We start from the raw sequence: 22,275 nt of genomic DNA on the forward strand, positions 1-22,275 counted from the left end.
TTCAAAAGGCGGAACGCCTCAATTAGGCCGTTCGGCGCGGCGCGCAAGCGTTATGTTGCATTATTATCACAGCAAGGTCCGTGACATCGCGCCCCACCCGAACAGGGCCGAGCCCTGGGCGACCCTGACAGCCAGGACCCCGGTCGGTCCAGCGGGGAAATCGGCGGCGCGCTGGGCGGCGGCGTAGGTGAAGCTCGGCGTGGTGGTCTCGGCGGCGCGGACTACCCTCTCGTCGTCCAGGATCTCGACGCGATAGATCTCGCGCTCCTCGCCCAGCGGGACCTCGGCGTCCCAGCCGTCGCCGGCCAGGCGGGTCCGTCGGATCCAGGTCACGACCGTGTCGCCGCCCTGGGTCCGCGCGCGCAGGCAGGCCGGCGACCAGGGTCGGGCCGCCAGGCCGCGCCAGGTCTCGACGGTCTGGCTCATCGACGCCCCCGAGGCCGGGCCGCCGGCCGGGGCGGCGCGCCAGGTCAGCGGCAGGCCGCGCTCGGCCAGGGCCAGGTCGGCGCGGACCAGGGCCTCGTCCAGCACCACCACCGCCGCCCCGGCCGGGGTCAGGACGGCCATGGCCGGGTCGCTGCCGGCCTGGCCGCGCAGCAGGCCCGACAGGGTCCAGGCGTCGGGGCCCATCGGTTCGGCGGTCAGGAACTGCAGGATCTCCCACTCGCCGTTCGCGCCCTGCACCGCCAGGGCGTTGGCCCCGGCCAGGACGGCCGAGCGGTCGCGGCTGGCGGGCGCGGCGCCCTCCAGCCGAACGGTCAGGCGCGTAGCGTGGTCGAAGCGGTGCAGCGGCCCGGCCGGCAGGTCCGAGCACGTGACGCCCACCGTGGCCGGCGCGGCGGCGGTCGCGCGCACGCGCACGGCCTCGACGCCGGGACCGGCGTGGACGTCGAAGGCCCGCCAGGGCGAGGCCGCCACCGCGACCAGCGGCCGCTCGTCGGCCTGGCCCGGAAGGTCCAGCACGTGCAGCACCGGCGGGCCGGGAACCTCGCGCGGCGCGGCGGGCGACCAGTCCAGGTCGCCGCCGGCGCGCACGGGATCGACCACCGGCGCCAGCTGGGCGCGGGGATGCTCGTCCAGGTCGACCCGCGTCACCCGCCAGGTCGCGCCGTCCAGCACAAGCCGGTCGCCCGGCTCGAGCCTCAGGGCGGCCAAGGGCGACAGGTGGACGGTCGCCTCGCGCGGATCGGCGGCGGCCAGCAGGCGCTCGGCCACGGCCCGGGCGTCGGCGGCGGCCAGCACCAGCGGCGCGTCGAGGTCGGCGCTCCCCTCCCCGTCCTCGCGGCGGACGATCACCGAACCGGTCTGGTAGTCGCGCGCGGCGTCGATGAAGCGCAGGCGCAGGGCCTGGACCGGGGCGGCCAGGGTCCGGGCGGCGCTCTGCGGCGCGGCGCGGTCCTCCGGCCAGGCCAGGTCGTCGTCGCCCAGGCTCCGGGCCGCCGCGCCCGAGCGGCCGGCCAGCGCGACGCCGTCCTGGCGCTCGACCGGGTCCAGGGCGAAGGCCTCCAGCAGCGGCGCCAGGGCGTCGCGCAGCCGCATCGGCCGGTCGACCACGTAGCCGACGATGGAGCCGCCGGCCTCGCCCGGATCGATCGCCACGCCGGCCCGCTGGGCCAGGGCGGCCACCAGCTCGGGCAGCGGCGCGACCCCGGCCCGGCCGTTCAGCCAGTGGCCCAGGGTCCAGTTGGGCCCGTCGGCCCAGACGCCGCTCCGGGCCGGAAAGTCGGGGAACGGCCGGGCGTCCCAGCACCAGGCGGCCGCGGCCTTGATCATCGGCCCGCCATAGACCGGCGAGACCGGGTTGGTCGCCGGGTCGGCCAGGTGGGTCAGCACCGCCTCCAGCGCCCGCCGCTGGCCGACCTCGTCGCGGGCCCCGTCCGAGAACGGCGGCAGGGCGCTCTCGGCGCTCTTCTGGTCGACGAACAGGTTCGGGGCGTTGGCGCCCTTATCGACCGCGCCGCAGCCGAACTCGACCAGCCGCAGCGGCTTGGACCGGGGGATCCAGGCGGTCGGGGTCGCGGCGCGCACCCCGCCCGGGCGATCGAAATGCGGCTTGCTCCACCAGGACAGCAGGTCCTTGGGCCGGAACACCCACGGCTCGCCATAGGCGCCGTCGGTGATCGGGGCGCGGACCTGGGCGGCGCGCGCCGCTTCGGAGGCGTAGAACCAGTCGAAGCCCTCGCCGCCCACCAGGTTGGCGCGCAGATAGGCCAGGTCGTGCGGTCCGCCCCGTCCGGCGTCCAGGTGGTCGTCGTCGTCGCGCCAGTCGGCCATCGGCGGATAGAAGTCGATCCCGACGAAATCGATGTTGGCGTCGCTCCACAGCGGGTCGAGGTGGAAGTGGACGTCGCCGGAGCCGTCGCCCGGCTGGTGATCGCCTCGGCGTCTGTTTCGCTTCTTCCGGCCATGACACAAAGATACGGGAGCAGCGGGCGCCGCTGATAAGTTTGGTCGAGAAAGTTTAGGGCGTTGATTTCGTTGGCGTTGAGTCGCTGAACGCCGAGGATAGACGCGGCTGTATCCCCGCCAGGGGCGCTGAAGAGGCGGTCTGGCGACGGCTTTCGCCCCTATATCTCCGTCATTCCGGGCCTTGTGCCCGGAACCCCTCGGTCCGCCGCAGGTGCAGCGGGGGCGGTTCGCTGGCGAACCGCCCCCGCCTCACGGTTCAACTGAACCGGGGGTCCCGGGCACAAGGCCCGGGATGACGGTGGAGGAACGCGGGGCCGGGTTTTCACGCTACTCCGCGATCGACCGCACGACCCGGGCCGGGTTGCCGGCGACCAGGGTGTCGGGCGGGACGTCGCGGGTGACCACCGCGCCGGCGGCGACCACCGAATTCTCGCCGATGGTGACGCCGCCGATGACCGTCGCCCCGGCCGCGATCCAGACGTTGCGCTCGATGACGATGGGCTTGGCCACCACGCCGTCGCGCCGCCGGGAGGGCTCGATCGGGTGGCCGGAGGTGATCAGGCTGACGTTCGGCCCGATCATCGCCGCGTCGCCGATGTCGATGCCGCCCAGGTCGTAGAAGGTGCAGTTCTGGTTGACGAAGACGTCGCGCCCGACCCGGATGTGGACCCCGCTCTCGGTGTAGAACGGCGGGATCAGGCAAAAGCCGGCGTCCACGGCCTGGCCGGTCAGCTGGCTGAACAGGGCGCGGACCTGGTCGGAGTCGTCATAGGTCAGGCGGTTGAGGGCGGCGGTGAGCGCCATGGCCCGCCGGACATTGGCCACCATGGCCGCGGACTCGGGCGTGCGACGGGGAATGAACCGGGTGCGGTCGTCGTGGGCCATGGGGCGCCTCCTTCGGCGAGGACAGGCGTGCCGGGATTCGGCGCGGGTCGCCACGGGGCGGAGGCGTGGATCGACTCAGCGACCACCGTGTTCAGAGTCGCCCCCGGGTGGCCCGCTCGACGTCGCAAGGCGCCTCGGCGAGGCCGCGCGGACAGCCGTTCAGGACTAAAAACTTCGCCGCCTTGTCGGCCCTCGCCGCTTCGGACCGTCCTTGGTCGAACACGCCGCCGAACGGAGCCGCGCCATGTCCTTCCAAGCCTATCTCGACACCATCCAGGCCAAGACCGGCCTCGACGCCGACGCCTTGAAGGCCGCCGCCGACACGGCCGGGCTGTCCGACGGCGGCCGGCTCAAGCCCGCGGTCAAGGCCGGCCAGGTGGTGGACTGGGGCAAGGGGACGCTGGGCCTGGGCCACGGCCACGCCATGGCGATCTACGCCCTACTGTCGGGCAAGCGGAAGCCGGGCGACTGACGGGCCGCCCCCGAGGCGGCGGCCGCTCAGTCCTCCGGGTCGTAGGGCAGGTCGCCCTTGTCGACCATCAGGTCGGTGGCCACGAAGTCCATGGCGTCCTCCGCGTCCTCGAAGGAGAGCTCCGACACCGTCTGGTCGCGCACCGAGATCCCGGCCTTGTGGGTGCTGTCGGGGTCGCCGGTGACCAGCGGATGCCAGTCTGGCAGGGTCTTGCCCTCGTGCAGCCGGCGGTAGGCGCAGGACGGCGGCATCCATTCCAGGGTCTCGATGTTGTGCGGCGTCAGCTTGATGCAGTCGGGCACGGTCTTGCGGCGATTGGGATAGTCCTTGCAGCTGCAGCGGTGCTCGTCGAACAGCTGGCAGTGCACTCGGGTGGGGATGATCTCGCCGGTGTCCTCGTCCTCGAAGCGGACCAGGCAGCACAGGCCGCAGCCGTCGCACAGGCTTTCCCACTCGGGGACGGTCATCTGGTGTAGGGACTTCGTCTCCCAGAAAGGTTTGCGCGCCATCATGGCGGCGTCCTAAACCCAAATCGCGCCCGCGACAAACGGGTGAAGCCAGGACCGAGCCAAAGCGGACCATAGGACGCACGTGAACGACTGGACGCTCCCGCCTTACCGGTTCGACGACGACAAGCCGGCGACCCCGCCGGCCGCGCCGCCGGTCTTCGGGTCCGCGCCGCCCCCGCCGCCGCCGCCGGAGGAGCCGTTCCGCGCCGACCTCAAGCACGCCCGGGCCAAGGCCCGCGCCCGCCGGGGCCGCTGGATCTGGATCGCCGCCCTGGCGGTCCTGATGGCCCCGGTGGTCGGCGGCGCGGCCGGGGCCGGCTTCGTCTGGTGGAAGTACCTGCGCGACACCCCGACCCTGCCCTCGCGCGAGGCGCTGTTCGCGGTCAACCGCGCGCCGGGCGTGCGGTTCGAGGACCGCAGCGGCCAGGTGATCGCCACCCGCGGCCCGCGCTATGGCCAGCGCATAGGCCTGGCCGGCCTGCCCAACTACGTGCCGCTGGCCTTCCTGGCCGCCGAGGACAAGCGGTTCTACCAGCACGGGGCCATCGACCCCTACGGCATCGCCCGCGCGGCTTACGTCAACCACAAGGCCGGCCGCACCGTGCAGGGCGCCTCGACCCTGTCCCAGCAGCTGGCCAAGGGCCTGTTCCTGACGCCCGACCGCACGGTCAAGCGCAAGCTGCAGGAGATGCTGATGGCCTACCGGCTGGAGCAGGTCCTGAGCAAGGACGAGGTGCTGGAGCTGTATCTGAACCGGGTGTTCTTCGGGGCCAACACCTTCGGGGTGGACGGGGCGTCGCGCACCTATTTCGGCAAGTCGGCCAGCCAGCTGAGCCTGTCCGAGGCGGCCCTGCTGGCCAGCCTGCCCAAGGCCCCCTCGCGCCTGGCCCTGACCCGCGACATGGGCGCGGCCCTGGCCCGCTCGCGCCTGGTCCTGGCCAACATGCGCCAGGAGGGCTGGATCACCGCCGAGCAGGAGCGCCGGGCCCTGGAGGACACCCCCAGGCTCTCGCCCCTGGCCGTGGCCGAGGAGGGCGACTACGGCTGGGTGCTGGACTACGCCACAGCCGAGGCCGTGCGCATCGCCGGCCAGAACGCCCCCGACCTGGTGGTGCGCCTGACCATCGATTCGCGCCTGCAGCACGTGGGCGCCGAGACCGTCCGCCAGGCCATCGAGATCGGCGGCGCCAACGCCGGGGCCGGCCAGGCGGCCCTGCTGTCGCTGTCGGGCGACGGGGCCGTGCGGGCCATGGTCGGCGGGACCGACTATGTCGAGAGCCCGTTCAACCGGGCCGTCCAGGCCCGCCGCCAGCCGGGCTCGACCTTCAAGCCGTTCGTCTACGCCGCCGCCCTGGAAAAGGGCGTGCTGCCCACCGACATCCGGGTGGACGGTCCGGTGCGGTTCGGCGCCTGGAAGCCCGAGAACTACGGCGGCGGCTATCGCGGCCCGATGACCGTGCAGGACGCCCTGGTCAATTCGATCAACACCATCGCCGTCAAGCTGGCCCAGGAGGCCGGCGGCCCGGCGATCGGCGACCTGGCCCGGCGGTTCGGGATCACCACCCTGCCCCCCAATCCCGACCTGTCGGTGGCGCTGGGGGCCTATGAGGTCAGCCTGCTGCAGCTGACCTCGGGGTTCCAGGTGTTCCAGCAGGGCGGCCTGCGCCTGGAGCCCTATGTGATCGAGAGCATCGCCACCCAGGACGGCCGGCCGATCTTCGCCCATTCCGCCCCGGCGGTCCCGGCCAGCGTCTATGACATCAGCAAGGCCAGCATGATGGTCAAGATGATGAAGAAGGTGGTCGAGGTCGGCACCGCCCGGCGGGCGGCGTTCGGCTGGCCGGCGGCCGGCAAGACCGGCACCAGCCAGAACTGGCGCGACGCCTGGTTCGTGGGCTTCACCCCCGACTACGTGACCGGCGTCTGGGTCGGCAACGACGACGACAAGCCGATGAACAAGGTGGTCGGCGGCGACATGCCGGCCAGCATCTGGCGGCGCTACATGCTGGCCGCCCACGAGGGCCTGGCGGTGCGCGACTTCCCCTGGCTGCTGGCCGACCCCGCGCCCCTGTCCACGCCCGATCCCCGCAACGGCTTCTACGAAACCCTGGCCGCCGAGTTCGCCCGCTCGGCCTCGGCGCTGGAGCCGGTGACCCAGCCCGACGTCCCGGCGCCCGGGCCGGCGCCCTCGCCGGAGCCGTTGCCGTATTAGGGGCGGATCGACGTTCAAGGCCGTGCGTGGCCCTCGTCCTTCGACAGGCTCAGGATGAGGACCATTTGCAGGCCCGGCAGTAAGAAAACCTCATCCTGGGCTTGTCGAAGGACGAGGTTTTCGGCCCCACGGCGGATGCCGATCCGCCCGGCGGCTAGTGGAAGGGTCGAGACCTGAAGGACACAGTCACGCCACCGATCCGTATCGACCGGGCACGCTTCCTTAGCCGGAGCCGCATCCAAACGCCGCCGCTCGGCCACGCCGGGCGGGATCGTGGCGGACCGGCCGGTCATCGTTCCATCCCCGACGGATCCCGGCTGGCCGGGAACGGTCTCCGGCTCGCGCCGACACCCGCGAAATCGGCCGTTTTGCGCCGTCGCCCATATCGATAGTCGATCCAGGAATATCGACTGTCGATGAGCATCGTCATAATGATTACGGATCTGTAAGGATCAGATTTCAGATCACCCGTTCCTCGAACCGCGATACTTATAGTCAAGCTAGAAGATCGGCGTTTTCTCTACAGCGCATTGCGCAGCTGACACCCAAAAGACCTATTCCCGCCACATTTCCGCATCGGCCGTTGCTTGGATGTGACAGGTCCTAGACATATTGATTACATGACAGCGTCGGCGATTGACGCCTGTCTTTGACGGTTCCAATCCCAGCGGCAACCGGGGACGAAGGTCCGCCGGGAAACCTGAAGCTGACAGGGCGACGGGACGAGCAGCCGATGCGGCCAGGCTCCGAGCGCCCGGAGGGACCGACATGAAATTGCAGATCACCCGCGGGCGCCTGCTCGCGACGACGATGATGGCGGGGGTCGCCACCTTCGCCGCCTTCGCCGCGAACGCTCAGACCGCGTCGACCCCGGCCGCCGCCGCCCAGGCCGCGCCCGCCGACAACGAAGTCGAAGCCGTCGTCGTCACCGGTTCGCTGCTCCGCCGCACCGACACCGCCACCCCCTCGCCGGTCACCGTCCAGACCACCGAGCAGCTGAAGGCCCAGGGCATCACCACGATCGCCGACGCCATCCGCAGCCTGTCGGCCGACAACTCCGGCTCGATCCCCGCCGCCTTCGGCAGCGGCTTCGCCGCCGGCTCCACCGGCGTGTCGCTGCGCGGCCTGTCGGTCAACTCGACCCTGGTGATGATCGACGGCCTGCGCAACGCCAACTACCCGCTGGCCGACGACGGCCAGAAGGCGTTCGTCGACCTCAACTCGATCCCGTTCAACGCGGTCGAGCGCGTCGAGACCCTGAAGGACGGCGCCTCGTCGCTGTACGGCGCCGACGCCATTGGCGGCGTCGTCAACATCATCATGAAGTCCAATTACCAGGGCATGAGCGCCGACGCCTCGTACGGCACCAGCCAGCATGGCGGCGGCGACCAGTTCCGCTTCACCGGCGACGTCGGCTACGGCGACCTGGATACCGACAAGTACAACCTGTACTTCGACGTCGAATATCAGCTGGACAAGGCCATCCGCGGCGACCAGCGCGGCTTCCCGTACAACACCAACGACCTGTCCTCGATCCCCGGCGGCCAGAACAATAACCCGCAGACCGGCGGCAGCACCTTCTACGGCAACATCAAGCCGGCCACGATCACCGGCAACGACCTGACCACCGGCCTGGCCGTCGACGGCAGCCTGTGGCAGCCGCTGCGCACCTGCGCCGCCGACGCGCCGCTGACCTCGCAGACCGACGAAGACGGCGTTCCGATGGGGACCTACTGCGCCCAGAACATCGCCAACTTCGGCGACATCCAGCCCAAGCAGTCGCGCGCGGCGGTCTATGGCCGCTTCACGATCAAGCCGACCGAGCACCTGGAAGCCTATCTGAGCGGCAGCTTCGTCCAGAGCAAGACCTCGGTCCGCGGCACGCCCGTGACCATCTCGTCGAGCACCCCGAACAACCTGTCCAACCTGGTCCTGCCGGTGTGGATCTGCGACACGGGCGTCAACTGCGCCACCGACACCACCGCGGTGAACCGCCGCCTGAACCCGAACAACCCGTTCGCGGCCGACGGCGACTACGCCCTGATCAAGTACCGCTTCAGCGACCTGCCGGCCTCGGCCCGCTACAACAACCGCATGCTGCGGATGGTGGGCGGCGTTAAGGGCGACGTGGCGGACTGGAACTACCAGGCCAACCTGGTGATCGCCCACGACTCGCTGGAAAGCGTGCAGACCGGCTTCCTCAGCTACAAGCAGCTGATGAGCGACATCCAGACGGGGGCCTACAACTTCGTCGACCCGTCGCAGAACAGCGCGGCCGTCCGCAAGGCCCTGTCGCCGGACCTGGCCAAGACCTCGACCACCGACCTGGACTCGATCAACGTCCAGGCCTCGCGTCCGGTCTTCAGCCTGCCGGGCGGCGACGCCCAGCTGGGCCTGGGCGGCGAGTTCCGCTACGAGGCCACCAACGACCCGGCCCTGAACCCGGTCAACGACGCCCAGGGCCTGGGCAACGCCCGCACCGAGGGCAACCGCACGGTCGCCTCGGCCTTCGCCGAACTGGGCATGCCGATCACCGACAAGATCGAAGTCAACGTCTCGGGTCGCTACGACCACTATTCGGACTTCGGCGGCAACTTCTCGCCGAAGATCGGGGTCAAGTTCACGCCGATCAAGACGGTCGCCCTGCGCGGCACGATCTCGAAGGGCTTCCGCGCGCCCAGCTTCTCCGAAGCCGGCAACTCGGCCAGCCAGGGTTTCACGACGTTCTCGTTCAACGCCGACAAGTACGCCGCCTTCCGCGACGCTCACGGCAACAACGAGTACACCAAGGCCTACTCGCTCTCGTCGATCACCACGGCCAATCCGGACCTGGATCCTGAAAAATCGACCAGCTACACGGTCGGCGCGGTCTGGGCCCCGACCCGCAACTTCAGCATCGCGCTGGACTACTACCACATCAAGAAGACCGACGTGATCGCCCAGGCCAGCGCCGGTACGGCCCTGGCCGCCTACTACGCCGGCGAAGCCATCCCGGCCGGCTACGTCGTCACGCCGGACGCGGCCGATCCGGAACACCCGACGGCCCTGCCACGCGTGCTCTCGGTGGCTTCGCCCTACATCAACGCCGACTCGCTGGTGACCAGCGGTCTGGACCTGAACGTCCAGGCCACCTTCTACCTGCCGGCCGACGTGAAGTGGACCAGCAACCTGGACGCCACCACCCTGTTCGACTTCAAGTACACGCAGGACGGCACGACCTATAACTACGTCGGCAAGGAAGCGCCCTACGTGCTGTCCTCGGGCGCCGGCACCCCGAAGAACCGCCTGTCGTGGACCAACACGTTCGAGCGTGGCCCGATCCACGTCACGGGCGTCATGAGCTACGTCAGCGGCATGCGCGAGATCGACGACAGCTACGACAGCGCCTGCCTCTACGGCGGCGAGGGCTTCAACTGCCGCATCAAGTCGTTCACGACGGTCGACCTGACCGGCGCCTACGACGTGACCGAAAAGGCCACCGTCTATGCCGACGTCATGAACCTGTTCGACACCGGCCCGATGTTCAACCCGGCCAACTACGCCGGCGTGAACTGGAACCCGACCTACTCGCAGTCGGGCATCGTCGGCCGCTACTTCCGGGTGGGCGTCCGCCTGAAGTACTAGGATCTCGCGTACGGGCGCATCCGTGCGCGCCCGATGAGGTGGAAGGGGGTCGTCCGAAAGGACGGCCCCTTTTTCGTTGGGCCTTACGTGCTAGACTCTGTAGGCCTTGCTGATCCGGTAGTAGGCCAGCAGCACCGCGCCGACGATCAGGGGCGGCAGTGTCGCCAGCAGCCAGCCGCCTAGGCCGATCCCAGCCGGCGCGGCGCCCGTGGCGAGGCCGGTCATGATCCCCATCCAGGTCAGACCGACCACGGCCCAGCAGGCGAAGGCGCGGGCCCAGCCCTCCAGTCGCCAGAGGCCCAGGACCAGCCCGCCGGCCATAGCCAAAAGCAAAGCGGTCAGCCCGACCCGCCCGCTCGCGCCGACGCCTTCATCGACCGCGCCGGTCACGGTCCAGATCACGCCGCCGCCCAGCACCAGCAGCACGCAGGACCCGACGCCGTAGGTGATCCGTGACGCCGCTATCCGGGCGCGCCAGGCCTGGGGCGCCCGGTCCCAGATCACGTTGGCGGCGATCACCGCCAGGATGCACGCTCCGCCCAATAGGATCAGGTTGCGCGCCCCGCTGCTCTCGGCGGCCCGCGCGCTGAGGCCTTCGCCAGCGATCCAGAAGAACCCGCCATACAGAAGCGTGGCCACGATCCGCCCCAGCCGGGACCTCAAGAGCCAAGCGTTCGGCACGAGCTGCAGCAGGAAGAACAGCCAGAAGAACCTGCCCAGACGATCCGCGACCGATGGCCAGAGCCGTCCGTCGGCCAGCCACAGCAGGCCCGCCACGATCACGGCGGCGACCATGTGGACACGATAGGGCTTGGCGATGGGTTCGGCGGCGTCGGTCATGCTCGCCAAGGTAGCGCTAGTTTCGCGCGTCGGGGCAAGCCCCAATAATTCCCCCCGCCCCCTCGCCTCCCCTGCTATACGCCCCCATCTCCCCCCCTTTCCGCTCGACAGTTAGACCCCACCGACCATGGCTTCCCCGACTCGCGCCCCTGTCCTGGCCCTCAAGGACGTCCGCCTCGCCGATGGGGCCAAGCCGCTGTTCGACGGCGTCGACCTGGCGCTGGAGCCGCGGGTGCGCGCCTGCCTGGTCGGGCGCAACGGGGCGGGCAAGTCGACCCTGCTGAAGATCCTGGCCAATCAGGGGATCGAGGCCGACAGCGGCGAGCGCGCCGCCCAGCCCGGCGCCAAGATCGTCTATGTCAGCCAGGAGCCGGACATCGTCGGCGACACCCTGCTGGACTACTGCACGGCCGGCGGGGCCGAGGACTACGAGGCCCACGCCACCCTGGCCGACTTCGGCCTGGACTACGCCAAGAGCACGGTGGGCCTGTCGGGCGGCGAGCGGCGCCGCGCGGCCCTGGCCCGGGCGTTCGCCGAGCAGCCCGACGTGCTGCTGCTGGACGAGCCGACCAACCACCTGGACATCTTCGCCATCCAGACCCTGGAGGAAGAGTTAGCAAGCTCCAAGTGCGCGGCCCTGATCGTCAGCCACGACCGCGCCTTCCTCAACCGCGTCACCCAGCGCACCTTCTGGCTGGAGCACCGCAAGGTGCGCCGCCTGGACAAGGGCTTCCACGAATTCGAGGTCTGGAGCGAGCAGGTGCTGGCCGCCGAGGCCGACGAGGAGCGCCGCCTGAACAAGCAGCTGGAGCGCGAGAACGCCTGGCTGGCGCGCGGCGTCCAGGGCCGCCGGGCCCGCAACGAGGGCCGTCGCCGGGCCCTGATGGACCTGCGCGCCCAGAAGCGCGACATCCAGGCCGACAAGCGCGGCAGCATGACCCTGGCCGTGGAGAGCTCGGGCACGTCGGGCAAGAAGGTGGTCGAGGCCAAGCACGTCACCAAGAAATTCGGCGACCGCGTGATCGTCGAGGACTTCTCGACCCGCATCCTGCGCGGCGACCGCGTGGCCCTGGTCGGTCCCAACGGGGCGGGCAAGACCACCCTGGTGCGCATGCTGCTGGGCGAGATCCCGATCGACGCTGGCACGATCAGCCTGGGCACCAACCTGGAGATCTCCTACGTCGACCAGAACCGCATGGCGCTGTCGGAGAAGATGACGCTGTGGGACTTCCTGACCCCCGGCGGCGGCGACTCGATCCTGGTGCGCGGCGTCCCCAAGCACGTGGCCGGCTACGCCAAGGAGTTCCTGTTCACCGAGGCCCAGCTGCGCCAGCCGGTCACCAGCCTGTCGGGCGGCGAGCGCAACCGCCTGCTGCTGGCCCGGGCCCTGGCCACCCCCACCAACCTGATGGTGCTGGACGAGCCGACCAACGACCTGGACATGGACACCCTGGACCTGCTGGAAGAGGTGCTGGCCGATTTCGAGGGAACCCTCATCCTGGTCAGCCACGACCGCGACTTCATCGATCGCCTGGCCACCTCGACCATCGCCATGAACGGCCACGGCCGCGTGCTGGAGACCCCCGGCGGCTGGAGCGACCTGATCGACCAGGCCCCCGACTTCTTCAAGGGGGCGCGCGGCGCGGCCGGCGACTTCGCCACCGGCACGGGCTCGCACAAGGCGGTGATCACCCCCTCGGCCCCGGCGGCGCCGAAGAAGACCGTCAAGCTGTCCTACAAGGACCAGCGGCGGCTGGAGGAATGCGAGGCCCTGATCGCCGCCTCGCCGAGGATCATCGCCGACATCGAGGCCCGGCTGGCCGATCCGGGCTTCTACGCCCGCGATCCCAAGGGCTTCGACAAGGTGATGAAGGACCTCGACAAGGCCCGCGCCGACCTGGCCACGGCCGAGGAGGACTGGCTGGCGCTGGAGGAAAAGCGCGAGACGATGGCGGGGTAGCCCCGATCGGGACACACGCATGCGTGTGTCCCGGGCCCTGCTCACACCAGGCCTCCGTCAGTCTGGCATCAGGTCGCGCGCGAACCTGTAGACGCAGCTGTCCACCATGGCCACGCGAAGCTCGCCGGGCACGGACTGGAACACCTGCCTCTGCTGGCGTGACATCAGGTCCTGGTCCGCCGGCGACAGACCCTCCAGACTCGCGGCCATGCGCTTGGCGATCTTGGCCCGGTCGGAGACGCGGGCGAAGATCATCGCGCTCTGCTCGACCTTCACCCGCTCCTCCTGGGTCAGCGACGGCTTGCGCAGCGCCTTGGCGATATCGCTCGCCGCGATGTCGGCGATGGCCACGCAGCCGGCGGCGAAGCGGAATTCCGGCGGCTGTTCGTCCGGCGCGGCCTGCACGGTCAGGACCAGCATCATCGCGACAATCATCGCACTTTCCCTCCTCAAGCTAGAGGTGAGCGTTCACATACGTTGCCCTTCAATGCAACACCGCCGGCGTTTTTGTCGGTCTATCGACTTAGGAACGCCTCGCACGCCGCCCCGTTGATCTCCCCGCCGGAAGCCTCCGGCGCGATCAGGGAGCGACCACCATGGGCGACGAAACCAACCGCGAAGGTCTGCAACAACAGCCGTCGGACGACCAACGCCGGCAGTCCGATCAGCAGAATCAGCAGGGCCAGCGCGATCCCCGCCGTGACGGCGAAGGCGTCGAAGGCGAGGGCGTCGATGACCTGAACAATGGCCTGGAGGGCGGCGTCGACACCGGCGCCATCGAGCCCGGCCGCACCGACCAGCCCTGATTCCCAGCGTCCGCGACCAGGCCGCCCCCTCGCCGGGAGCGGCCTTTTTCGTCCTTTCAGAGACCCGTATCCGACCTTAGGAGCACGCCGTGTTTGGTGGCGAACGACTGGCGCGCATCGGCGTCTTCAGCCCTGAATTCCCCGACGCCGAGGCCCTGCACCGCGGCCTGGCCCACTGGAACCACCGCCGCCTGGCGGTCGGGACGCCCGACCCCGACTGGCGCGCCGAGGTCTCGAACGAGGCCCGGATGAAGCGGATCGAGGGCGAGTTCGTCGAGCAGTTCCGCGACCACGTCCTGCCCATGGTCGCCGACGTCCCGACGCACGCCGACGACTTCGTGGCCTGGTTCGAGCATCTCGAAGAGACCGGCCCTGGCCAGGACGACCCGCTGTTCGACTGGCTGGAGGGCGCAGCCAGCCTGGAGGACGTCAAGTGGTTCCTGACCCAGGAGGCGGCCGGCGAGGCCGGCTTCGACGACCTGGTGGCCATGACCCAGGTCAAGGTCAGCGACCGCGCCAAGCTGGAGCTGGCCCGCAACTACTGGGACGAGATGGGCCGGGGGACGGCCGGCGGCATGCACGGCCCGATGCTGGTCCGCACGACGGAGGTCCTGGGCCTGGCGCCGACCATCGACTCCACCCTGTGGCAGTCGCTGTGCCTGGCCAACACCATGACCGCCTTCGCCACCACGCGGCGCTACACCTACCAGTCGATCGGCGCCCTGGGGGTGGTCGAGCTGACCGCTCCGGGCCGCGTGGCCTGCGTCGACGCCGGCCTCAAGCGCCTGGGCGTCTCGCCGACGGCCCGCAAGTACTTCGCCCTGCACGCCCAGCTGGACATCGAGCACTCCAAGGCCTGGAACGCCGAGGCCCTGCACCCCCTGGTCAGCGAACGCCCCGACTGCGCCCGCTTCATCGCCGAGGGCGCGGTCATGCGGCTGATCTGCGGCGAGCAGTGCTTCGACACCTACCGCGCCCACCTGTGGGCCCACGTCCACCCGGTGGTCTACGCCGCGGAGTGAGGGTTTGATTTGGGCCCCATCTCCTTCCGGTCGTCATCCCGGGCCTTGTGCCCGGGATCCCTGGTTCAGCTTCTACGTGAGACGCAAGCGGTTCGCCGGCGAACCGCCCCCGCTGCTCCTGCGACCGATAGAGGGGTTCCGGGCACAAGGCCCGGAATGACGGTTGAAGGTGCGTGTTTGTGAGTGAAGCCGCCGTCTACACCACCACCTGCGAACCCATCTCCACCACCCGCCCGGCCGGGATGTGGAAGTAGTCGATGGGATCCGCCGCGTTGCGGACCATCCAGATGAACAGCTTGTCCTGCCACAGCGGCATGCCGACCCCGGGCGAGGCCACCACCGTGCGGCGGCCGACGAAGAACGAGGTCGACATCAGGTCGAAGACCAGGCCCCGACGGCGGCAGCTGCCCAGGGCGCGCGGCACGTTCGGCGTCTCCATGAAGCCGTAGTGGATGGTCACCCGCCGGAAGCCCGGGCCCTCGCCCGCTCCGCCCAGGGACTCGATCTCGACCCGGTCCCTCTCGGCCACCCGCGGCTGGTCGGCGGTGCGCACGGTCATGACCACGTTCTCGGCGTGCAGCACCTTGTTGTGCTTGAGATTGTGCAGCAGGGCCACCGGGGCGACCGACGGGTCCGAGGTCAGGAAGATCGCCGTGCCCGGCACCGGATGCGGCGGCCGGGCCCGCAGGCTGTCGATCAGGTCGGCCAGGGCGATCGAGTCGCGATGGACCTTGCTGTGCAGCAGCTCGCTGCCGGTCCGCCAGGTCCACATCGCCAGGACGATGGCCCCGGCCGCCGCCAGCGGCACCCAGCCGCCGTCGGCGATCTTCAGCGCGTTGGAGCCCAGGAACACCAGGTCCAGGGCCAGGAACGGGGCCAGCACCGCCACGCAGGCCCACAGCGGCCACTTCCAGTGGCGGTGGGCGACCACGAACAGCAGGGCCACGGTCACGACCATGGTCGTGGTCACCGCCACCCCATAGGCCGAGGCCATGTTCGACGAGGTCTTGAACATGAACAGCAGGAACAGCACGCCCACGGCCAGGGCGATGTTGACCTGCGGCACGAAGATCTGGCCGGCCACGGTCTCGCTGGTGCGCTTGATGTCGATCCGCGGCAGCAGGCCCAGCTGCACCGCCTGCTGGGTCACCGAGAAGGCGCCGGTGATCACCGCCTGGCTGGCGATGATGGTGGCCGCCGTGGTCAGCAGCATGACCGGCCAGTAGACCGCGTGCGGGATCATGGCGAAGAACGGGTTGTCCATGGCGGCCGGCCGGATCAGGCACAGGGCGCCCTGGCCCAGATAGTTAACCATCAGGCACGGCAGGGCCACCAGCAGCCAGCCGGCCCGGATCGGTCCCTTGCCGAAATGGCCCATGTCGGCGTACAGCGCCTCGGCCCCGGTCACGCACAGGAAGACGCTGCCCAGGATCGTCACCCCCAGCGGGCCGTCGGCGACCAGCAGCTTGACCGCGTAGACCGGGCTGAAGGCCAGCAGGATGTCGGGCCGCTGCAGCACGAACGGCAGGCCCAGCGCCGCCAGGGCCACGAACCACACCAGGGTGATCGGCCCGAAGAACCGCCCCACCACCTCGGTGCCGCGCGACTGCACCGCGAACAGGCCCAGCAGGATCACCGCCGCCAGCGGCAGGACGAACGGCTGGAAGTGGGCCCCGATCACCGGCGCGGTGGTCAGGCCCTCGACCGCCGACAGCACCGAGATCGCCGGGGTGATCAGGCCGTCGCCGTAGAACAGCGCCGCCCCGACGATGCCCAGCAGCACCAGCCAGGCCGAGCGCTTCTTCAAGGCGTTCTGCGCCAATGCTTTCTGGGCGAGCGCCATCAGCGCCAGGGTGCCGCCCTCGCCGCCGTTGTCGGCCCGCATGACGATCACGACGTATTTCAGGGTGACCACCAGGGTCAGGGCCCAGAACACCAGCGACACCACGCCGAACACCGCCAGCCGGGGCTCCACCCCGCCGGCGTGGGCCAGGGCCTCGCGCATGGCGTAGAGCGGGCTGGTGCCGATGTCGCCGAACACCACGCCGATGGCCCCCAGCCACAGGGCGCCGAACCGGGCGGCGCGCGCCGCCGGCGTGGCCGGCTCGGGTGGGGTATGGGCCATGAGGCTGACGTCCATCGAAGGGAGCGACGGCCTACACGCCCGCCGCATAAGGGCGCGATGCGGATTCCAGGCGGGCATATAAGGGAGTCATAAAGACCGGAAGCGGGACGCGCCCTCGCCCCCGGGCTGATCGACCTTCGAGGCCGTGCGTGGTCCTCGTCCTTCGACAAGCTCAGGATGAGGACCATTGATAAGCCGCTAGAAAACCTCATCCTGAGCTTGTCGAAGGACGAGGTTTTCGAAGTCGGCGCGGTCCAGCCGCAGATAGACGCTGTCTACCCAGTGGTCGCCGACCTGCCAGGTGCGCGCCGCCCGGCCGGTCTCTCGAAAGCCTACCTTGGTCAAAAGCGCCAGGCTGGCGGCGTTGGCGGGATCGACGTCGGCGGTCAGGTGGTCGGTGCGTTCGGCGAAGACATGGACGGCGAAGGCCCTCAGGGCCTCGGCGCCATAGCCCAGTCCCCACACCGCGCGGTCCAGCAGGAAGCCGATCTCCGGCGTCCGCCACAGGCCCAGCTTGCCGATCAGCCGCCCCTCGCGCTCGACGATGTAGTCCTCGCCCAGCTCGGCCGGCAGGGCGATCATCCCGGCCAGCCAGTCGCGGGTGGTCTCGATGTCGCGATGCGGCGGCGTCGACCAGTAGCGCATGGCCTGCGCGTCCGACATGATCGCGTGCAGCGGCTGCAGGTCGTCCTCGCGCGGCTTGCGCAGGACCAGGCGGGCGGTGCGGATCTGGGTCATCCGCCCAGATAGCCCGCCGCCAGCCGTTCGGCGATGGCTCCGGCCTCGGCCGGGGTGAAGACCGTGGCGTCCAGGCACAGCTCCAGCCATAGCCCGTCCACCACGGCGGTCAGGCCGATGGCCGCCAGCCGGGCGTCGACCCGCGGGTCGCAGGCGCCCAGCAGTTCCTCCAGCCGGGCGCGATACCCCGCATAGGTCCGCCGGTGGATGGCGGCGATGGCCGGGTCCACCTTGACCAGACTCCAGAAGGCCAGCCAGGTGGCCAGCAGGTCCGGGTCCAGAACCGGCGGGGCGAAGCTGGCGGTCAGATAGGCCGACAGCCGGGCGCGGGGGCCCTCGCCCGCCGCCGCGACCGCCGCCTCCAGCGCCGCGTCGATCCGCGCCCCGGTCGCCTCGTAGGTCGCCGCGACCAGGGCGTCGACGCCGTCGAAATAGTGCCGCAGCAGGCCGGGGCTGACCCCCGCCTCGGCGCAGATCGTCCGCACCGACGCCCCGGCCACGCCCTTGGCGGCGAGGATCCGCGCGGCGGCCTCGACCAGGGCCGCGCGGCGGACGTCGGGGGCCTCGCGGGTGAAGGGGGCGCGGGTCATGGTTCTAGCCCACGAGCGCCCATTCCCTTTCGAACCGTCATCCCGGGCCTCGTGCCCGGGACCCCTGGTTCAGCCCGCATGTGAAGCGTCTTGGCGCGCCGGCGCGCCACACCCCCGCACTTGCGGCGGACAGAGGGGTCCCGGGCACAAGGCCCGGGATGACGAACGGTTGGGGCGGGGGAATGGAACGGGGCGAAGCTCACCACCCCTCCGGCGGCCGGGGCAGCCGGGCCTGCGGGATCAGGGCCCGGAGCTTGCGGCCGAAACTCCGCAGCGACACCTCGGTCTCGGCCAGCGGCCCAGCGGTGAAGCTGCGCGACGCCATCCCCTGCTGCACCCGGGCCACCAGCCCCGTGTCCTCGGCGTTGACCTGGCGGTTGATGCGCCAGTTCAGATACCGCGCCGCCTTCATCTCGCGCCGCTCGTCAGGCAGGGCGTAGGCGATCTCGCGGATCATCGTGCGGGTCGGCGAGACCGGGATGAACTGCATGAAGTCCACCTGGTCGGGATAGATGTCGAAGGCCTGGTTGGGCCAGAGCTTGAAATAGGTCCACAGCCGCTTGCGCTCGGGCGGCAGGTGCGGGGCGTCGGGCAGGACGGCCTGGTACATGCGCTCGGAGGGATTGTTCGAGGGCTCCTCGACCAGATGGCCCCACATCTTGTCGACCCAGGTCTGGGCCTCGACGCCGTAGCCGCGCCCGAACAGCCGGGTCAGGCCGGGATGGGCGACCGGGATGTGCAGGCCGTCGGAATAGTTGTCGCTGATGTTCTTCCAGTTGACCTCGCGCGGCCGCAGGGTGACGCGGCCGAACGGGACCATGTCCTCGAAGCGGTAGGGCGCCAGCTCGTGGTCGTAGGGGGCCATCATTTCGGCCACCGACGGGCCGTCACCCTCGAGCCGCACGAAGACGAAGCCGCGATAGACCTCGACCTGCACCGACGCCAGGCCCTGCTTGTCCATCTCCAGGGCGGGGTAGGTCTCGGCGTGGGGCACGCCGATCAGCCGGCCGTCCAGGCCGTAGGTCCAGGCGTGGTAGGGGCAGACGATCCGGCCGCCCCCCTTGCCACATTGCCCGCTTGGCCCGTCCAGCAGCCGGGCCGCCCGGTGGCGGCAGACATTGGCGAACGCCCGCGCCCCGCCGTCCTTGCCGCGCACGACGACGGTGCTTTCGCCCAGGAAGTCGAAGGTGTGGAAGTCGCCGGCTTTCGGGATGTCGTTCAGGTGGCAGACGATCTGCCAGGACGGCCGCAGGACCCTGTCCTGCTCCTCGCGGAAGAAGCGTTCGTTGGCATAGAGCCAGCCGGGGAGGCCCCAGTCCGCGTCGGGGTCGTGGTTGGGGAGGTTCAGGTCCATCACCAGCCCTCCTTGAAACCGCTCATCCCGGCGAATGCCGGGACCCAGATGGAATAGCGGTGTGGCTGACGCCAAGAGCGCTGCGCTCTTCCAATCAGCCTCTCATCCATAGGATCTGGGTCCCGGCATTCGCCGGGATGAGCGGATGTTTTGAATGCGGCCGGCGACATGCACATGTGCATGTCCCCATTCGTGATCTGCTCGGATCTGAACATCACCGCCCCACCACGCTCAGCTTCACCGCCGTGGCGAAGTCTCGGTCCCGCAGGATCTCCCGCGCCGCGTTGCGCCCCGGATTGCCCGAGACCCCGCCGCCCGGGTGGCACCCCGCGCCGCACATGTAGAGCCCCTTGATCGGAGCCCGGTGGCTGGCGTGGCCCAGCACCGGCCGGGCCGCCCACAGCTGGTCCAGCGACATGTGGCCGTGCATGATGTCGCCGTTGACCAGGCCGAACTTTCGCTCGAGATCCACGGGCGACAGGATCATCCGCCCCAGGACCGCCGCCTTGAAGTTGGGGGCCCACTGGTTGACCGTGTCGATGATCAGGTCGGCGGCCGCCTCGCGCTCGTCGTCCCAGGATCGGCCGCCTCCCAGGTCCCAGGCGAACTGCTGGCAGAACAGGCTGGCCACGTGCTGGCCGGGCGGGGCCAGGCTGTCGTCCAGGGTCGAGGGGATCAGGATCTCGACGATCGGCCGCTTGCTGATCCCGGTCGCCTTGGCGTCGCGATAGGCCGCGTCCATGTAGTCCAGGGTCGGCGAGATCACGATGCCGCACTGGTGGTGCTCGGCCACGGCCTTGCCGGGCAGGCAGGTGAAGTCGGGCAGCTCCGACAGGGCCACGTTCATCCGGAAGGTGCCCGAGCCGTTCTTGTAGCCCCTGATCGCCTTCCTGAACGGGACGGGCAGGGCCGACGGGGCGACCAGCGAACCATAGAGCAGGGCGGGGTTGAGGTTGGAGCTGACGATCGGGGCCATGATCTGGCGGCCGTCGACCAGCTGGACGCCGACCACCCGCTTGCCGGCTCCTTTCGGAGCGTCCTCGACGTGGACGCCCTCGACCTTGGCGTTCAGCAGGATCTCCACGCCCTTGGCGCGGCAGGCCCTGGCCATGGCCTGGGTGATCGCTCCCATGCCGCCGACCGCGTGGCCCCAGGCGCCCTTCTTGCCGTTCACCTCGCCGAAGGTGTGGTGCAGCAGCACATAGGCCGAACCGGGGGTGTCGGGGCTGGCGAAGTTGCCGACCACGGCGTCGAAGCCGAAGCTGGCCTTGACCGCGTCGCTCTCGAACCAACCATCGAGAAAGTCGCGGGCGCTCTTGGTGAACAGGTCCAGCAGGTCGCGCTTGCGTTCGAGAGACAGGCCGGCCAGCCGCGAGCCTTGGCGAAGGCCGCGCAGCAGGCCCGGCAGGCCGTCGGTCAGGTTCGGCGGGGTCTCGCCGGCCAGGTCGCGCAGCACGTCGCCGATCTCGTCGAGCATGGCGTAATAGGCCGGCAGGCGCTCGGCGTCGCGGGCCGAGAACTTGCGGAACTGCTCCTGCGTGCGCTCCAGCCCGCCGCCCAGCTTGAGATAGGTGTTGTCGTCGATGGGCAGGAAGTTGGAGATCGGCCGCTCCAGAATCCGCAGGCCATGGCCGTGCAGGTCCATGTCGGCGATGACCTTGGGGCTGAGCAGGCTGACCGTGTAGCTGGCCACCGAGTTGCGGAAGCCGGGATGAAACTCCTCGGTCACCGCCGCCCCGCCCACCACGTCGCGCGCCTCGCAGACCGTGACCTTCAGCCCGGCGCTGGCCAGGTAGAAGGCGCAGACCAGGCCGTTGTGCCCGCCCCCGATGATGATCGCGTCGCGCTGCTGGGTGGCGGTGGCCATGGTCGTCTCCCCGGGATGTGGGGCGAGCTTGCTATACGACTGTAAAATAGGCAAGCGCCGGACGCCCCTATGCGGAGATGATGGCGAAACCGGATCTCCGGCCCTATATCCGCGCCTTCCCTTTCCGATCGACGAGACTCCCCATGGCCAAGCTGCAGCTTCTCGAAACCTTCAGCCTGCAGGAAACCGAGGACGGCTACCGCCTGCTGGTCTCGGCCGTCGGCGGCGAGGCGCTCTACGTCTCGATCACGCCGGACCAGATGGACGACATCATCGAAAGCCTGGAAGCGGCCATGGGCGGCGAGGACGGCGAAGGCGCCGAGGAAGACGAGGCGTTCTAGCTGAAGGCCAGAGCGTTTTTGCGCCTTGGTACCACCTTTCAACCGTCATCCCGGGCCTCGTGCCCGGGACCCCTCCGTCCGCCGCAGGTGCGGGGGTGTGGCGCGCTGGCGCGCCATTGTTCTTCACCGTCGGCTGAACCAGGGGTCCCGGGCACGAGGCCCGGGATGACGGTCGCTAAGGCGAGAACAAAATGGCAACTTATGAGGCCCTAAAGCCTCGCAGAACTCAGCCCATGGTCGGACGTGAACCCTGGATCGCCGTCTACATCATGGCCGACCACTATCGTGGGACGCTCTATATCGGCGTGACCAGCGCCTTTCACACGCGGATGATCCAGCATCGGGAAGGCGCGTTTCCGGGGTTCACCCGGCGGTGCGGCCTGCGCCGCCTGGTCTGGTTCGAGCTCCACGACCTGATGACCGAGGCGGTCCCTGAAGGAATGGCGGCGGCAGTGGAAGATCAACCTGATCGAACGGGACAATCCGCGATGGGATGATCTCTATTCGGCGACGTTCGAATG

The 22,275-nt window shown here is 69.8% G+C and carries 18 protein-coding genes and 2 pseudogenes; 8 read left to right on the forward strand and 12 right to left on the reverse strand.

Annotation, left to right across the window (positions count from 1 at the left end):
• Positions 1-66: 66 nt before the first annotated feature.
• A complete protein-coding gene (locus ASD47_RS06510) occupies positions 67-2,415 on the reverse strand; it encodes a glycoside hydrolase TIM-barrel-like domain-containing protein (protein ID WP_235525790.1) in 2,349 nt (782 codons plus the stop codon).
• Between the two features lie 321 nt (positions 2,416-2,736).
• On the reverse strand, positions 2,737-3,294 hold the full coding sequence (locus ASD47_RS06515) for a sugar O-acetyltransferase (RefSeq protein ID WP_056753283.1): 558 nt from the start codon (positions 3,292-3,294) through the stop codon (positions 2,737-2,739).
• Positions 3,295-3,538: 244 nt separating this feature from the next.
• On the opposite strand from ASD47_RS06515, the gene ASD47_RS06520 reads away from it, so the two are divergent.
• Positions 3,539-3,766: a DUF4287 domain-containing protein gene (locus ASD47_RS06520; RefSeq protein WP_056753285.1), complete on the forward strand. Its 228-nt coding sequence runs from the start codon at positions 3,539-3,541 to the stop codon at positions 3,764-3,766.
• A 26-nt stretch (positions 3,767-3,792) separates the two neighbouring features.
• Here the strand turns inward: ASD47_RS06520 and ASD47_RS06525 are convergent, their stop codons facing one another.
• On the reverse strand, positions 3,793-4,278 hold the full coding sequence (locus ASD47_RS06525; protein ID WP_056753287.1) for a YcgN family cysteine cluster protein: 486 nt from the start codon (positions 4,276-4,278) through the stop codon (positions 3,793-3,795).
• A 79-nt stretch (positions 4,279-4,357) separates the two neighbouring features.
• On the opposite strand from ASD47_RS06525, the gene ASD47_RS06530 reads away from it, so the two are divergent.
• Positions 4,358-6,487, forward strand: a complete 2,130-nt coding sequence (locus ASD47_RS06530) for a PBP1A family penicillin-binding protein (protein WP_056753290.1) — start codon at positions 4,358-4,360, stop codon at positions 6,485-6,487.
• 14 nt (positions 6,488-6,501) lie between these two features.
• Here the strand turns inward: ASD47_RS06530 and ASD47_RS06535 are convergent, their stop codons facing one another.
• On the reverse strand, positions 6,502-6,780 hold the full coding sequence (locus tag ASD47_RS06535) for a hypothetical protein (protein WP_056753293.1): 279 nt from the start codon (positions 6,778-6,780) through the stop codon (positions 6,502-6,504).
• Positions 6,781-7,255: 475 nt separating this feature from the next.
• Here ASD47_RS06535 and ASD47_RS06540 point away from each other — a divergent pair, with 475 nt between their 5' ends.
• Positions 7,256-10,111, forward strand: a complete 2,856-nt coding sequence (locus ASD47_RS06540; protein ID WP_056753296.1) for a TonB-dependent receptor — start codon at positions 7,256-7,258, stop codon at positions 10,109-10,111.
• A 90-nt stretch (positions 10,112-10,201) separates the two neighbouring features.
• On the opposite strand, the gene ASD47_RS06545 is transcribed toward ASD47_RS06540, so the two are convergent.
• Complete coding sequence (locus tag ASD47_RS06545) at positions 10,202-10,951, reverse strand: hypothetical protein (protein WP_056753298.1); 750 nt, start codon at positions 10,949-10,951, stop codon at positions 10,202-10,204.
• Between the two features lie 127 nt (positions 10,952-11,078).
• Between ASD47_RS06545 and ASD47_RS06550 the strand changes: the two genes are divergently transcribed.
• Positions 11,079-12,911, forward strand: a complete 1,833-nt coding sequence (locus ASD47_RS06550; protein WP_056753301.1) for an ABC-F family ATP-binding cassette domain-containing protein — start codon at positions 11,079-11,081, stop codon at positions 12,909-12,911.
• Between the two features lie 57 nt (positions 12,912-12,968).
• Here the strand turns inward: ASD47_RS06550 and ASD47_RS06555 are convergent, their stop codons facing one another.
• The gene (locus ASD47_RS06555; protein ID WP_056753304.1) at positions 12,969-13,346 is read right to left on the reverse strand and encodes a hypothetical protein; all 378 of its coding nucleotides are present in this window, start codon (positions 13,344-13,346) and stop codon (positions 12,969-12,971) included.
• A gap of 161 nt (positions 13,347-13,507) precedes the next feature.
• Here ASD47_RS06555 and ASD47_RS06560 point away from each other — a divergent pair, with 161 nt between their 5' ends.
• Both ASD47_RS06560 and ASD47_RS06565 read left to right on the forward strand, forming a co-directional pair.
• Positions 13,508-13,717, forward strand: coding sequence for a hypothetical protein (locus ASD47_RS06560; RefSeq protein ID WP_056753305.1), 210 nt, complete (start codon positions 13,508-13,510; stop codon positions 13,715-13,717).
• Between the two features lie 89 nt (positions 13,718-13,806).
• Positions 13,807-14,739 carry an iron-containing redox enzyme family protein gene (locus ASD47_RS06565; RefSeq protein ID WP_082564497.1) on the forward strand — a complete coding sequence of 311 codons (933 nt, stop codon included), beginning with the start codon at positions 13,807-13,809 and terminating at the stop codon, positions 14,737-14,739.
• Between the two features lie 196 nt (positions 14,740-14,935).
• On the opposite strand, the gene ASD47_RS06570 is transcribed toward ASD47_RS06565, so the two are convergent.
• The 6 genes and pseudogenes from ASD47_RS06570 to ASD47_RS06590 form a co-directional block, all read right to left on the reverse strand.
• On the reverse strand, positions 14,936-16,864 hold the full coding sequence (locus tag ASD47_RS06570; RefSeq protein ID WP_056753306.1) for a potassium transporter Kup: 1,929 nt from the start codon (positions 16,862-16,864) through the stop codon (positions 14,936-14,938).
• Positions 16,865-17,017: 153 nt separating this feature from the next.
• Positions 17,018-17,122: pseudogene (locus ASD47_RS28125) on the reverse strand (hypothetical protein); the annotation flags it as partial.
• 126 nt (positions 17,123-17,248) lie between these two features.
• Positions 17,249-17,692 (reverse strand): annotated as a pseudogene (locus ASD47_RS06575) (GNAT family N-acetyltransferase); the annotation flags it as partial.
• Entirely contained in the window at positions 17,599-18,192 is a 594-nt protein-coding gene (locus tag ASD47_RS06580; protein WP_056753308.1) for a TetR family transcriptional regulator C-terminal domain-containing protein, read from the reverse strand. The pseudogene ASD47_RS06575 and the gene ASD47_RS06580, both read right to left, overlap by 94 nt.
• A gap of 199 nt (positions 18,193-18,391) precedes the next feature.
• Positions 18,392-19,546: an aromatic ring-hydroxylating dioxygenase subunit alpha gene (locus tag ASD47_RS06585; RefSeq protein ID WP_235525792.1), complete on the reverse strand. Its 1,155-nt coding sequence runs from the start codon at positions 19,544-19,546 to the stop codon at positions 18,392-18,394.
• 214 nt (positions 19,547-19,760) lie between these two features.
• Complete coding sequence (locus ASD47_RS06590; RefSeq protein ID WP_056753313.1) at positions 19,761-21,413, reverse strand: NAD(P)/FAD-dependent oxidoreductase; 1,653 nt, start codon at positions 21,411-21,413, stop codon at positions 19,761-19,763.
• Positions 21,414-21,556: 143 nt separating this feature from the next.
• On the opposite strand from ASD47_RS06590, the gene ASD47_RS06595 reads away from it, so the two are divergent.
• The gene (locus ASD47_RS06595) at positions 21,557-21,754 is read left to right on the forward strand and encodes a hypothetical protein (RefSeq protein ID WP_056753316.1); all 198 of its coding nucleotides are present in this window, start codon (positions 21,557-21,559) and stop codon (positions 21,752-21,754) included.
• A gap of 233 nt (positions 21,755-21,987) precedes the next feature.
• Positions 21,988-22,251, forward strand: a complete 264-nt coding sequence (locus ASD47_RS06600; RefSeq protein ID WP_369800260.1) for a GIY-YIG nuclease family protein — start codon at positions 21,988-21,990, stop codon at positions 22,249-22,251.
• Positions 22,252-22,275 lie beyond the last annotated feature (24 nt).

This window comes from Caulobacter sp. Root1472, from assembly GCF_001426985.1.
Lineage (GTDB): Bacteria > Pseudomonadota > Alphaproteobacteria > Caulobacterales > Caulobacteraceae > Caulobacter > Caulobacter rhizosphaerae.

Excerpts from the sequence above, each read along its gene's own strand:
- ASD47_RS06515 (WP_056753283.1), bottom strand. The coding sequence starts at position 3,294 with ATGGCCCACGACGACCGCACCCGGTTCATTCCCCGTCGCACGCCCGAG.
- ASD47_RS06520 (WP_056753285.1), top strand. The coding sequence starts at position 3,539 with ATGTCCTTCCAAGCCTATCTCGACACCATCCAGGCCAAGACCGGCCTC.
- ASD47_RS06525 (WP_056753287.1), bottom strand. The coding sequence starts at position 4,278 with ATGATGGCGCGCAAACCTTTCTGGGAGACGAAGTCCCTACACCAGATG.
- ASD47_RS06535 (WP_056753293.1), bottom strand. The coding sequence starts at position 6,780 with ATGACCGGCCGGTCCGCCACGATCCCGCCCGGCGTGGCCGAGCGGCGG.
- ASD47_RS06540 (WP_056753296.1), top strand. The coding sequence starts at position 7,256 with ATGAAATTGCAGATCACCCGCGGGCGCCTGCTCGCGACGACGATGATG.
- ASD47_RS06545 (WP_056753298.1), bottom strand. The coding sequence starts at position 10,951 with ATGACCGACGCCGCCGAACCCATCGCCAAGCCCTATCGTGTCCACATG.
- ASD47_RS06550 (WP_056753301.1), top strand. The coding sequence starts at position 11,079 with ATGGCTTCCCCGACTCGCGCCCCTGTCCTGGCCCTCAAGGACGTCCGC.
- ASD47_RS06555 (WP_056753304.1), bottom strand. The coding sequence starts at position 13,346 with ATGATTGTCGCGATGATGCTGGTCCTGACCGTGCAGGCCGCGCCGGAC.
- ASD47_RS06560 (WP_056753305.1), top strand. The coding sequence starts at position 13,508 with ATGGGCGACGAAACCAACCGCGAAGGTCTGCAACAACAGCCGTCGGAC.
- ASD47_RS06570 (WP_056753306.1), bottom strand. The coding sequence starts at position 16,864 with ATGGCCCATACCCCACCCGAGCCGGCCACGCCGGCGGCGCGCGCCGCC.
- ASD47_RS06580 (WP_056753308.1), bottom strand. The coding sequence starts at position 18,192 with ATGACCCGCGCCCCCTTCACCCGCGAGGCCCCCGACGTCCGCCGCGCG.
- ASD47_RS06585 (WP_235525792.1), bottom strand. The coding sequence starts at position 19,546 with ATGGACCTGAACCTCCCCAACCACGACCCCGACGCGGACTGGGGCCTC.
- ASD47_RS06590 (WP_056753313.1), bottom strand. The coding sequence starts at position 21,413 with ATGGCCACCGCCACCCAGCAGCGCGACGCGATCATCATCGGGGGCGGG.
- ASD47_RS06595 (WP_056753316.1), top strand. The coding sequence starts at position 21,557 with ATGGCCAAGCTGCAGCTTCTCGAAACCTTCAGCCTGCAGGAAACCGAG.
- ASD47_RS06600 (WP_369800260.1), top strand. The coding sequence starts at position 21,988 with ATGGTCGGACGTGAACCCTGGATCGCCGTCTACATCATGGCCGACCAC.